13 protein-coding genes are annotated in these 11369 nt (G+C 68.8%); 8 read left to right on the top strand and 5 right to left on the bottom strand.

Annotated features, from left to right (window positions below):
- The first annotated feature begins 107 nt into the window (after positions 1–107).
- Positions 108–1433, top strand: a complete 1326-nt coding sequence (locus VGJ14_17630) for an ABC transporter permease (protein HEY2834250.1) — start codon at positions 108–110, stop codon at positions 1431–1433.
- 70 nt (positions 1434–1503) lie between these two features.
- On the opposite strand, the gene VGJ14_17625 is transcribed toward VGJ14_17630, so the two are convergent.
- Positions 1504–2355: an NAD(P)H-binding protein gene (locus VGJ14_17625; protein ID HEY2834249.1), complete on the bottom strand. Its 852-nt coding sequence runs from the start codon at positions 2353–2355 to the stop codon at positions 1504–1506.
- 114 nt (positions 2356–2469) lie between these two features.
- Between VGJ14_17625 and VGJ14_17620 the strand changes: the two genes are divergently transcribed.
- Genes VGJ14_17620 through VGJ14_17605 form a run of 4 tightly spaced genes read left to right on the top strand, consistent with a single transcriptional unit; the run spans position 2470 to position 5300 of the window.
- The gene (locus tag VGJ14_17620; protein HEY2834248.1) at positions 2470–3102 is read left to right on the top strand and encodes a TetR/AcrR family transcriptional regulator; all 633 of its coding nucleotides are present in this window, start codon (positions 2470–2472) and stop codon (positions 3100–3102) included.
- A gap of 54 nt (positions 3103–3156) precedes the next feature.
- A complete protein-coding gene (locus VGJ14_17615; GenBank protein ID HEY2834247.1) occupies positions 3157–3741 on the top strand; it encodes a hypothetical protein in 585 nt (194 codons plus the stop codon).
- A gap of 7 nt (positions 3742–3748) precedes the next feature.
- On the top strand, positions 3749–4816 hold the full coding sequence (locus VGJ14_17610) for a hypothetical protein (protein ID HEY2834246.1): 1068 nt from the start codon (positions 3749–3751) through the stop codon (positions 4814–4816).
- A gap of 19 nt (positions 4817–4835) precedes the next feature.
- A complete protein-coding gene (locus tag VGJ14_17605) occupies positions 4836–5300 on the top strand; it encodes a hypothetical protein (protein ID HEY2834245.1) in 465 nt (154 codons plus the stop codon).
- Between the two features lie 65 nt (positions 5301–5365).
- Here VGJ14_17605 and VGJ14_17600 read toward each other — a convergent pair whose 3' ends face one another.
- Positions 5366–5716 (bottom strand): metalloregulator ArsR/SmtB family transcription factor, encoded by a 351-nt coding sequence (locus VGJ14_17600; GenBank protein ID HEY2834244.1) that lies wholly within the window; start codon positions 5714–5716, stop codon positions 5366–5368.
- A gap of 62 nt (positions 5717–5778) precedes the next feature.
- On the opposite strand from VGJ14_17600, the gene VGJ14_17595 reads away from it, so the two are divergent.
- Positions 5779–6597: an MIP/aquaporin family protein gene (locus tag VGJ14_17595; protein ID HEY2834243.1), complete on the top strand. Its 819-nt coding sequence runs from the start codon at positions 5779–5781 to the stop codon at positions 6595–6597.
- Here the strand turns inward: VGJ14_17595 and VGJ14_17590 are convergent.
- From VGJ14_17590 to VGJ14_17580, 3 genes are all read right to left on the bottom strand, one after another.
- Complete coding sequence (locus VGJ14_17590) at positions 6578–8218, bottom strand: alpha/beta hydrolase fold domain-containing protein (protein ID HEY2834242.1); 1641 nt, start codon at positions 8216–8218, stop codon at positions 6578–6580. The genes VGJ14_17595 and VGJ14_17590 overlap by 20 nt on opposite strands.
- The gene (locus VGJ14_17585; GenBank protein HEY2834241.1) at positions 8152–8697 is read right to left on the bottom strand and encodes an FAD-dependent monooxygenase; all 546 of its coding nucleotides are present in this window, start codon (positions 8695–8697) and stop codon (positions 8152–8154) included. Before VGJ14_17585 ends, VGJ14_17590 begins: the two co-directional genes overlap by 67 nt.
- A 102-nt stretch (positions 8698–8799) precedes the next feature.
- A complete protein-coding gene (locus tag VGJ14_17580; protein HEY2834240.1) occupies positions 8800–9951 on the bottom strand; it encodes a D-alanyl-D-alanine carboxypeptidase in 1152 nt (383 codons plus the stop codon).
- Positions 9952–10072: 121 nt separating this feature from the next.
- On the opposite strand from VGJ14_17580, the gene VGJ14_17575 reads away from it, so the two are divergent.
- A complete protein-coding gene (locus VGJ14_17575) occupies positions 10073–11071 on the top strand; it encodes an NAD(P)-dependent oxidoreductase (protein ID HEY2834239.1) in 999 nt (332 codons plus the stop codon).
- A 53-nt stretch (positions 11072–11124) separates the two neighbouring features.
- A partial coding sequence (locus tag VGJ14_17570) for a hypothetical protein (GenBank protein ID HEY2834238.1) occupies positions 11125–11369 on the top strand: 245 nt, incomplete at its 3' end.

Raw genomic sequence — 11369 nt, 5'->3', positions numbered from 1 at the left:
GTGAAGTAAGACAAGACCGACATAACTTGAACCTTGAAGTCATCTGTCAGTATGATCACTACACGGTTGAAGTAACTTGGGGTGGGGTGCGGCAAGGAGGTCCGATCATGGACGGGGAGCCCAGCGGCCTGTTCACGGCAGTGGCGCAGTTGCGCCAGAGCGCTTGGTTCGCGTGGGGCGGGATCCTCGCCAACAAGATGCGCTCGACGCTGACGATGCTCGGCATCGTGATCGGGGTGGCATCGGTGATCGCACTGGTTGCGGTCGGCACCGGCTCCTCGGCAGCCGTGCAGGCCTCCATCGACCGGTTGGGATCGAACAGCCTGTTCGTCCTACCCACCTCGACGATCAGCGGCGGGCAGGGCAGCGCGATCGTGACCCAACTGCGCCGCAAGCTCGGCCTGAAGGGTCAGGACCAGGGCACGCACTATCGCAAGTCCGAATTGACCATGGACGACGCCACCGCGTTGGTGAACAACCCAGAGGCCCCCGACGTCGCGGCCGTTTCCCCGTTGGTGGTCCTGCACGGGGCCATCGCCACCCACCTGACGTCCTCGCACACGGTCGCCATCCTGCTGGGGGCGAGCCCGGAATTCCTCAACATCGACAACACCTCCGTCGTGGCCGGCCAGAACTTCACCGACCAGGACTACAGCGCCCACCGACGGGTGGTGCTGCTGGGTCCGACGGTGGCCTCCGACCTCACCGACGGCGCGTCGGCCGATCTCGTCGGCCAGGAGATACAACTCAACGGGCAGCCCTTCACCGTCATCGGCATCCTCGAGGGCAAGGGCTACTCGGGGCAGACGGACCTCGACGACCGGGTCTTCGCCCCCGGCACCACGGTCTCGGACACTCTCTACGGCTACGCCCCACCCGGACAAGGACCCCTGTCCGGCATCGACGTGGAGGCCGGCTCAGGGGCCACCGCCGCGGCCCAGGCCGAGGTGCAGAACGTCCTGTCCGAACGCCATCACGTGGCGGGGGCGGACACCGATTTCGTGGTGTTCAACGCCTCCGCGGTGCTGGCGGCCGGCAGCTCGGCCAACAAGACCCTGACGTTGCTGCTCGGCGCGGTGGCCGGGATCTCCCTGCTGGTGGGCGGGATCGGGGTGATGAACATCATGCTGGTCTCGGTGACCGAACGAACGCGCGAGATCGGCATCCGCAAGGCGATCGGCGGCACCGGTGCGGACATCATCGGCCAGTTCCTGTCCGAGGCTGTGTTGCTGTCGATGATGGGCGGCGCGATCGGGGTCGCCGCCGGCGTGTTCGCCGCCCATTTCAAAATCGTCGGGGTGCAGCCGGTGATCGCCGCCTGGTCGATCTGGTTGGCCGTCGGGGTCTCCCTGGGCACCGGCCTGATCTTCGGCTTCTATCCCGCGAGTCGAGCAGCCGCCCTGCGCCCGATCCAGGCCCTGCGCTATGAGTGACCGAAGAGAGGCCCTGTGACAGGCCGTACACCGGCATGTCAGCTCGCCAAGGGTTGGTGGTCGCCAGGACTCAGGCCGGCTGCCAGACTTTTGCGACCGAGGTCGCCCAGTGGGGAAAGGATTTCGGCCGGCGACCGAGCACCTCCTCGACATCGCCGGAGACGAGGTCCTCGCCGCCGGAGCGCACCAGCCCGAGCAACTCGGTCGCCAACTGCGCATAGTCCGCGGGCATGCCGGCGCCGATCGCCGCCGCTTTCCAGGCATCCGGTGCCAGGTCGATGAAGGCGATGTCCCGGTCCAGGATGTCGCTCAGGATCCTGGCGGTGTCGCCGAAGGAGAGAGAATCCGGCCCGGTCACGTCATAGTTCTTCCCGGCGTGACCGGTCAGCGTGAGCGCTGCGACGGCCACGGCGGCGACGTCGTCCAGGTCGACGAAGGGCGTTCGACCCTCACCCGTCGGCACCGGAATCATGTTGTTGTCCCGGACGGCGTCGAGCAGGAAGTACTCGCTGAAGTTCTGGTTGAACCACGATGGCCGAAGGATCGTGTACTCCAGGCCGCTGTCGATCAGCATCTGCTCGGCGCCCCGCATGGGAATGTGATCCCCGATCACTGCCCCCCGGGCGCTGAGGAATACCACCCGGGGACCGTTGACCGACTTCGCCGCGGCGAGGAAGGCCTCGACCAGCGGCACGTAGTCGACCCGGAAGGTCGGCGGGACCATGAAGACCCCGTCCACACCGTCCAGCGCGGCCTTGTAGCCCGCCGTGTCATCCCATTCGAACGACACCGGGATCTCGCGCCCACCGGGCGCCCCGGGAGTCCGTGTCCCGACCCGAGCCGTGGCACCCTGCGCCGAAAGCTGAGCAGCGACGCGCTTACCCGTCTTGCCCGTCCCGCCGATGACCAAGAACTCGCTCATCAATCACTCCATTGTTGCGAATAGGACGATCGTCCTATTCGGAACCGTAGGCGCGCCGCCGCAACCGGGTCAAGCGTTCTGACACGATCGTCCTAATCTGGCTAGAATCCACCCATGGCTTCGACGAATCGGAAGGCCGGTGGCACCCGCGACCGCATGGTTGAGACCGCGTCGAAGCTGCTCCAAACCAGGGGATACGCGGCCACCAGCTGGCGGGACCTGGTGGACGAGGCGGGCACACCATGGGGCTCTGCGCATTACCACTTCCCTGGCGGTAAGGAGGAGCTCGCCGTGGCCGCGGTCCAGTTCGGATCTGCACACGTGGCGCGCGTCCTGCAGGAATGCCTGGACACGAGTGCGAGTGTCCCGGCGGCGGTCCGCCACTGGTTCGACCTGAGCGCCCGGGCCATGGGCGCGAGCGACTACTGCGGTGGCTGCCCGGTGGCGACGGTCGCGCTGGAGACAACCCCCGACCTGGTCGACCTCTCCACCGCCTGCTCGGAATCGTTCCGGTCCTGGCAATGCATCCTGACAGCCGCGCTCGTCGGCGCGGGCGTCGCAAGGCGTCGGGCCGCGGAGTTGGCCATGCTGGCCGTCGCGCTCCTCGAAGGTTCCCTCCTACTGGCCCGCACATCCCGGGACGTGCGACCGATCCGAACAGCGGGACGGCAGATCGAACAACTCCTCACCGCCGAACTCCTGGCACTCGCTCCACACCGGGCCACCGGCAACCCGCGGCCGGGGTAGCACCGGGGGTTTCCACGGGTGCCCAGCGCTGACGGAGCAGCGATCGTTTCTCGCATGAACGAAACCCCGAGTCGGCGCAGCGTGCTCGGCGCTCTGGTAGCCCTCCCCATCCTGTACAGAATTGGGTCAGCCACCCCTGCTCTGGCCAACACGGCTCCGGCCGGCACGGCGCCGCGGCCGAGCAGCCTCCCGGAGGCCCCCGGCGACCTGGTGCGGGGAGTGGAACGCAGGTACAACGCCCCGCTGCTCACTCCACGAAGCCGTCTATTGCTACCGACGGGCGTCAAGGCCCGGCCCATCCAGGACTACTACCGGAATCCGCACCTCGCATCGGCCGAGTCCGGCTGGCCGCGCCTGACCGCGACCGACGGCACCACGGTCGACGCGTCGATCGTGCCCGAACGCGGCGCTTCCACCCGTATCGCGATGCTGAGCGGGTTCACCGAGGGCTGGTACGAACTCCGCCATGCCTTCGGCAGGTCCGACCGCGTGACGTGGGATGCCCGCAAGTTCCCGTTCCTGTGGTTCTACGGCGAGTTCGGTGCCACGAACGAGACCCCGTACCACAACTGGTTCTACACGCTCGGGCTGCAGCCGCTTTCCCACAACCCCTATTCCCGCAACCCCCTGACCGGCTAGGAGCGGAATGTCCCACCACTTGGATGCCGCCATAGACCCGGCGCTGGACATCACCGACGCCTACTGCTTTGCCGGGGCCGGCGACAGGTTCGGCCCGCGGACGATATTCGGCATCAATACCTCACCGACGTTGGGCCAGCCCTGGAACCCCGCGGGCTACTACGAGCTGCGGATCGACACCAACGGCGACTACGTCGAGGACATCACGTTTCGTGCCACGTTCCCGATCGGCTCGGACGGCACGCAGTATGTCCAGGTGGAACAGCTCACCGGCTCCGCGGCCACTGACCGCAGTGCGTCGGGCACGATCATCACGCCGCCCAACACTGCCGTCGGGGAGGTCGTCGAATGCGTGGGTGGCATCAAGCTCTTCGCCGGGCAGCGTCGCGACCCGTTCTTCAACTACATCCCCTTCGCCATCGCGTCGACAGCTGCACTGGCGACCGGGACCAGTCCGGACTACACAGCCCTGCGTCCGGCGCACAACGATTTCATGAACACCAGCGTCAGGTCCTACGTGCTCGAGGTGCCCGTGAAGATCACCGGCCACCGCGCGGTGAACTTCTGGGCAACCACCGCGATCTACGATCTGGGCCACACCGCCTGGTTCCAGCTTCAGCGCGCCGCAGGGCCCAACATCAATACCGACTGGGACTTCCGCATCGGATCGGCACATGTCGACTACAACGCCAGTGCCCCCACCGACGACCTCAAGGGCAGGCCCGCCAACCCCGCAACTGACGATGCCTCAGGAGTCTGGGGGCAGATCCGGGACACCGTGGCGGCGGTCGTTGCGGCCCGGGGGTCGTACGGCAACCCTCCTCACCGGCACGCGACCGCGCGGGCCTACGGCGCGTGGATGGCAGACACCCTGCTCCCGAACGTCCTCACGTTCACCCCCGGCACCGTCGCCCTCTGGGACCCGTGGGGCGGCATTCGCAACGGCAAGGGCTTGGTGGAGGAAGCGTCGGACAACATGATCAAGATGGTGATCAACGAGGACTTCAGCTCGGGGCTCAAACCGGGGCCACTGCTCGATCACTTCCCCTACGTCGCCCCTCCGCCCACCATGTGATTCTGCCAGGAGGTATCGAATGATTCGCGTCATTGGTTGGACGGCCGCGCTCGTCCTACTGGCCGCCGCGGCACCGGCGGCGGCTGCCGGCGACACGGTGAACCTGGACATGTCCAACTTCAGGTTCTGCCGTCAGGCGCCGTGCCTCCCGACCACCCAGGGCTACGTGCGCAACCCGACGGGCGGGCCGGTGCCCGGTAGCGACAACCCCGCGGCAATCATTGACGTGCCGTCCGGCGCCACCGTGGTGTGGACCTACCGGGACAGCGCCTGCGACGCGTTCTCGATCTGCCCGGGACACATGATCATGATTGAGAACGGCACCCCGGACGGCCAACAGATCGGCATGGCGGCGGCCCGCAAGGGACCGACGACCGTGTCGTACAAGGTCACCGACGCGCCCGGCACGTTGATCCATTACTTCTGCAACATCAACCGCCACGACCAGTTCGGTCAGACCGGGATTCTCCGCGTCATCGGCTGACTGACCGTCAGAAATTGACCCCCGAGGCTAGCAGCCCGCCCTGTTACGTCCGGGTTCAGGTGCCCTCATTGCAGGGCGTTGCGTAGCGCCTCGATCCGTTCGGGTACCGCGCGCCAGTACACCCACCGCCCGCGCTTCTCACCGACGATCAACCCGGCCTCGGCCAGCGCCCTGGTGTGGTGACTGACAGTGGGTTGGGCCCGGCCGAGCGGTTCCAGCAAATCGCACGCGCACACCTCGTCGGCGGAGGCGATCATGCTGAGCAGTCGCAGCCGCACCGGATCGCCCAGCGCGGCGAACCCGCGGGCGAGGGTCTCCGCCTCGATCTCGGTCAATGTCGTGGTGAGCACCGAGGTGCAGCAGTCCGGTGTCGAACCGGCGCGCCTGCGCGTGCTCCGGCTCGTGCCTGCCGCCATGGCTCACCACCCATTGACAATCATCGATACATTCGTAAGGGTCGATACATCGATGATGACAGATGGATCGGCGCCTGCTGCGCGGCGACCCCGGCGCCATGCGCCTGACCGACCCGGCTGCGGATCTGGGCCGCCGCGTCCTCGCCGAGGCCGTCGGCACGGCGATGTTGGTGGCCGTCGTGGTCGGCTCGGGCATTGCCGCCGTCCGGCTGTCCCCGCACGACGCCGGGCTGGAACTGCTGGAGAACTCATTGATCACCGCCCTGGGTCTGGGCACGTTGATCCTGGCGTTCGGGCCGGTCTCCGGCGCGCACCTCAACCCGGCGGTCTCCGTTGCGGACTGGGTGCTCGGTCGTGGCACGGGTTCCGGGCTGACGGGTAGGGAGGTGGGTGCCTACACCCTCGCGCAGTGCACCGGGGCGATCGGCGGTGCGGTGTTGGCCAACGGGATGTTCGGGGTCGGCCTGGTCACCTTCTCCGGCCACGATCGCTCCGACCACCACCTGCTGCTCGGCGAGGTGGTGGCCACCGCAGGATTGGTGTTCCTGATCTTCTCCCTGGCCCGATCCGGCCGCGCCGCGGCCGCACCGGCCGCCGTGGGTGCCTACATCGGCGCGGCCTACTGGTTCACCTCCTCGACCTCGTTCGCCAACCCCGCGGTCACCATCGGGCGGGCGTTCACCGACACCTTCGCCGGTATCGAGCCCTCCTCGGTGCCGGGCTTCATCGCCGCCCAGATCGTGGGCGGCGCCCTGGGTCTGGCGCTGCTGGTCGCGCTCTACCCGCACCCGGAACGCGCCGTGTCAACCGATGGCGGGCAGGCGATGCGCGAGGTCGGCATCGACATCACCACCGTCACCCCTAAGATCCTCGGCCGGTGACGCAGCGACGGACGAACCCTTCGATTCGCTGGATCGCCGACGTGGACTCGGGCAGGAAGTCGAAGGCCTGGAAGACGTGCACGCTGTCCTGATACAGGTCCAACTCCACCTCCACGCCGTCGCGGCGGGCGGCGTCGACCAGGCGGACGGCGTCGCTGTACAGCGCCTCGTTCTCGGCCACCTGGACGAGCAACGGCGGCAGTCCGAGGAAGCTGCCGTGCAATGGCGATGCCAGCGGATCGGCAGGATCGTGGGTCTGCAGGTAGGTGCTCGCCATCTGGGTGAGCAACCTGCGGGTGCAGATCGGGTCCTGCCCCGCCGTGGCGTCGATGCTCTCGCCGGACAACGTCAGGTCGGCCATCGGGCACATCACCGCGACCCCGCAGGGCAGTGCTAGGCCGAGGTCGCGCAGGCGCATGCTCAACGCGATGGCCAATCCGCCGCCGGCGGACTCCCCGGTGACGACAATCCGGCTTGCCTCGATGCCGTTTTCGAGCAGCGCGGTGTAGGCGGCCAGGGCGTCCTCGAGGGCGGCCGGGAACGGATGCTCCGGGGCCTTGCGATAACCAACCGCGATGCACGTCGCACCGACCGCCCGGGCCAGCCGCGAGCACAATCCGACGGAGGCCTGCGCCGACCCGATCAGGTAACCGCCGCCGTGCAGGTGGAACAGGACGGGACCGTCGCTTGCGCCGCCCGGTGGGGCCAGGCGCACGCACGGGACACCGCCGGCCTCGATCGTCTCGATCCGCACGGCGGGGTCCGCGGGGAAGTTCTCCAGCAGGAAGCGGTCATAGGCCCTGCGGATGCCGTGCTGCTGGTGGTCGAGGTCCCGCGGCTGGAGCATGGTCTTCCACATCCGCCATGCTCGCTGCGCCTCCGGGCGCTTCAGCCCGGTGGCGGGGTCGGTGAGCGGCCGGGCGGCCTCTTCCTCGGCGTCGTAGCGCCACAGCCATCCCCACACCGTGTCCGACAGTGGGTCGAGTTCCATGGTGCTGGCCAGCATCCTGTTCCGCTCGGCAATCTCCCGCGGATCGGACATGTGCCACAGGTGCTGGTGGGTGCGGGCCTGATCCTGCACCCTCGAGGCCCGCTCGATGCGGCGCTGCTGATAGTCCGCCAACCCCTCGGGCACGGAGTCCGACGTGTGGGTGGCCAACACCGCAGCCAACATCGCGCCGTCCTCGATGGCCTGGCAGGCCCCCTGGGCCAGGAACGGGTGCATCGGATGGGCGGCGTCGCCGAGCAGCGTCACCCGGCCCTGGCTCCAGCGCAGCAGGGGATAGCGGAAGTAGTACCCGGTGATGAACGGCTGGTCGATCGCCTCGACGATCGACCACAGCCGCCGATTGCAGCCGGCGAACGAGCCGCGCAGTGCCCCGATCTCACCGGCCGCCGTCCAGGACTCCTCCGCCGCCTCGCTGGAGGGAACCATGCCGACGAAGTTCAGCAGCTCGCCGCCGTGCACCCAGTAGACGACGCCACTGCGCCCCGGGCCGAGCCAACACAGACAGTCCGTCGGCACGTCGACGTGGCTCAACCGTTGCTTCGGGATCAGCGCCCGCCACGCGACGATGCGGGCGAAGTCCGGCTGCTCCTCGCCCAACAGGATCTGGCGCACCCCGAGTGGATGCCATCGGCGCCGAGCAGCAAATCCCCGCGCGTTTCGTGCCCCGAGGCGAACCGGACACTGACCCCGTCGGCGTCCTGCGTGAAGCTCTCCGCTCGTTCGCCGAGGTGCAGCACCTGCGTGGGCAGCGCGGAGACCAGAATGTCGAGCAGGTCGGGGCGGTGCAGCTGGTAGTACGGCGCGCCGTAGCGGGCGGTCGCCTCCGGACCGACCGGGACCGAGTAGAAGCGGCGGTCCGACCGCAGATCGATCAGGTCGACCCGACGGGGCAGCACGCCCAGCCGGGCCAGCTGCTCCCCCAGACCCAGCCGGATCAGTACCCGGGTCGCGTCCGGGCCCAGTTGGACGCCGGCGCCGATCTCCGTCAACTGCCGGGCCTGCTCGTGGACCTCCACGTCGATGCCGCGCCTCAGCAGCGACAGCGCCGCCGTCGTCCCGCCGATGCCGCCGCCGATGACGATCGCCTTCATCGCGCGTCCTCCACCTCGAGGCGTCAAGGAGACCGAACACTGTGCACGGTTTAGCAGTATTGACGGTGTCCACGAAATCGGCCGTGGGATGCACCGACGAGGTCAGGGCTTGACGCCGAGCCGGCGACGCGCGTTACCCACGCCGACACCGACGAAGAACAGCAGCAGCGCCCCGCCGCTGACGCCGGCGGAGACGACGGCGAAGGCGGCGTCGGAATGCGACGACACCGCGACGGGCGCCGCCACGATTGGTTCGGTGGCCGGGGTGGTGGGCAACGCCGGATCGTCGTCGGAGACCACGGCGGTGGAGGTCGGGTCGACCAGCGCACCGACCGGCGGGGCCTGCACGTGTGCGAAGCCCCAGTCAAGCAGCGTCTTCGCCTGATCTGTGACGCCGGCGGGCACGCCCATCAGGGTGACCAGGATGATGTGACCGTCGCGCTCGGCGGCCGCGATCATCGTGTTGCGGGCCAGGGTGGTCCACCCGTCCTTGACCCCGAGGGCGCCGGGGTAGCGGTTGATCAGCTGGTTTTGCGTGTACATCGCGAAAGGCTTGCTGGTTTCCGCGGTGCCGGTCGCGGTCTGGTTGCCGGGGAAGTCGTGGCGCAGCGTGCCGAAGTAGCGGCGCAGGTCGCCCCGGCCGAGCGCGGCCCGCCCCCATAGCGCGAGGTCGTAGGCGGAGGAATATTGACCGTCGGCGTCCAGGCCACTGGCGTTTTCCACGGTGGTATCCAGGGCGTCCAGCCGCTTTGCCTCGGCCTGCATCATGCGCACCGCCCTGGCCGGGTCGCCGTCGGCGCCGGCCTTGGCGATGGCATCGGCTACGTCGTTGCCCGAACGCAGAAACAGGCCGTACCAGAGGTCGTCGATGCGGTAGGTCTGGCCGGGGACCAGACCCACTTTGCTGCCGTCCACCTCGGCGTCCGCGGCGGTGGCGCACCAGCTGCCGTTGGGGTCCAGGCGCGGGGCCATCGTCAACGCAAGCAGGGTTTTTATGGTGCTCGCCGGACGCAGGCGCTGGTGCGGGGCGAAGGCGGCCAACACCTCGCCGGACTCGACGTCCGCGACCACCCAGGACGCGGCCGTGACCGAGGGGAGTGGCCCGTCGGAGGCGTCAGCGATCGGGCCGGTCTCGCCCAGGCGCGTGCCGCCGACCGGGCCCGCGGCGTCCGCCGCCGCGGCCGGACTCAACGGAGCGCACGCCAGCCCGAGTGCGACCGTGGTCGACACCGCGCGGCGGACGATAGACGACATTTCATCGCCAGGGTGAGGTTCCGGACGATACGACGGAGTCGCCTTCGGCGAAAGCACGCCAGAACTTGGCATCCCCCCTACCGAATGCGACGGAACCTCCGCACAGATTTAGGCTGAACCAATGGATCAGTGGCGGGTGCTGTCGTTGTTTCCCCTGCCCGCGGAGCGGATCCTGCCGTTCCTCGGTGACCTGCCCGAACGCGTCGACCTGACGATGCTGTTCCACCCGTCGCAGCCGGAACTGCACGCCGCGTTGGCCGACGCCGAGTTGGTGTTGGCAGCCTGGCAGGGCACGCATCCGCTGCCGTTCGACGCCGCCGCGGTGGCCGCGGCCGGCCCGCAGCTGGCCTTCGTCCAGCAGCCGAGCGTCGGCACGGACAGCGTGGATCTCGACGCCCTGGCGGCCCGCGGGATCCCGGTGGCCAACACGGCCGGCGCCAACGCCCGCTCGGTTGCCGAATGGGCCGTCGGGGCAACGATTTCCGTGGCGCGATCGACGGCCTGGGCGGACCGCCAGATCCGCGCCGGGGGTTGGCCGCAGATGGAGGTGGTAACCCGAAGTCTCGGTGAGATCGGCGGACTGCGGGTCGGCGTGCTCGGGTTCGGGTCGGTGGGCAGCCTCGCGGCATCGTTGTTCGCCGCGTGGGGGTGCGACGTCGCGTACTGGTCGCGGCACCCGCGGCCGGACGCCCCCTACCCGTGGCTGGAGCTGCCCGCGCTGTGTGCGCGTAGCGATGTCCTGCTGCTGTGCCTACCGCGGACGCCGGAAACCCACGACCTGATCGGCGCGGCCGAACTGAGCGCGCTGCCCGCCGGGGCGATCGTCATCGACGTGGGTCGGGGCGGGGTGTTGAACCCGGCGGCCCTGATCGCGGCCCTGGACTCGGGGCACCTCTCCGGCGCCGCCCTCGACGTCTACCCCACCGAACCCCTGCCGCCGGACCACCCGCTACGCACCCACGACCGCGTCCTGCTCTCCCCCCACGCAGCGGGCGCAGCCGGCCAGGCCGTGGCCCGGGTCATCGGCCAGTCCGTAGCCAATATTCGCCGCGTGTTGGACGGAGAGCCCACACGCGACGTCGTCAACGGGATCTCGCCGTTGGTCACCCGCCGCCGTTAGCGCGCCCGGGCCGACGCCCGCCCGGCTGTTACCCGCAAGTATTGTCAAGGGTGATGGCACCCGAACCGGTCGACGTCGCGGCACCGGCGCTGCCCCGACCGCGGACCCGCACCATGGCGGTGTCCAACCGGGTACCGTTCCGCCTCGGCCCGCGCGCGTCGTTCGCGTTGCTGGCCTCGATGGCGGTGACGTTCCTCGCCGCGTCGAATGCACCGACCCCGCTGTATCCGATCTACCAACAGCAGTGGGGCTTCTCCCCGATCATCACCACGGCCATCTTCTCCGTCTACGCCGTGTC

This window comes from Sporichthyaceae bacterium (assembly GCA_036493475.1).
Lineage (GTDB): Bacteria > Actinomycetota > Actinomycetes > Sporichthyales > Sporichthyaceae > DASQPJ01.
This window is presented reverse-complemented; position numbering and strand designations above follow the sequence as displayed.

Bases quoted from the DNA above. Each gene is read 5' to 3' on its own strand.
- VGJ14_17620 (HEY2834248.1), top strand. From the start codon at position 2,470: ATGGCTTCGACGAATCGGAAGGCCGGTGGCACCCGCGACCGCATGGTT.
- VGJ14_17625 (HEY2834249.1), bottom strand. From the start codon at position 2,355: ATGAGCGAGTTCTTGGTCATCGGCGGGACGGGCAAGACGGGTAAGCGC.
- VGJ14_17585 (HEY2834241.1), bottom strand. From the start codon at position 8,697: ATGAAGGCGATCGTCATCGGCGGCGGCATCGGCGGGACGACGGCGGCG.
- VGJ14_17580 (HEY2834240.1), bottom strand. From the start codon at position 9,951: ATGTCGTCTATCGTCCGCCGCGCGGTGTCGACCACGGTCGCACTCGGG.
- VGJ14_17575 (HEY2834239.1), top strand. From the start codon at position 10,073: ATGGATCAGTGGCGGGTGCTGTCGTTGTTTCCCCTGCCCGCGGAGCGG.
- VGJ14_17615 (HEY2834247.1), top strand. From the start codon at position 3,157: ATGAACGAAACCCCGAGTCGGCGCAGCGTGCTCGGCGCTCTGGTAGCC.
- VGJ14_17600 (HEY2834244.1), bottom strand. From the start codon at position 5,716: ATGGCGGCAGGCACGAGCCGGAGCACGCGCAGGCGCGCCGGTTCGACA.
- VGJ14_17595 (HEY2834243.1), top strand. From the start codon at position 5,779: ATGGATCGGCGCCTGCTGCGCGGCGACCCCGGCGCCATGCGCCTGACC.
- VGJ14_17605 (HEY2834245.1), top strand. From the start codon at position 4,836: ATGATTCGCGTCATTGGTTGGACGGCCGCGCTCGTCCTACTGGCCGCC.
- VGJ14_17610 (HEY2834246.1), top strand. From the start codon at position 3,749: ATGTCCCACCACTTGGATGCCGCCATAGACCCGGCGCTGGACATCACC.
- VGJ14_17630 (HEY2834250.1), top strand. From the start codon at position 108: ATGGACGGGGAGCCCAGCGGCCTGTTCACGGCAGTGGCGCAGTTGCGC.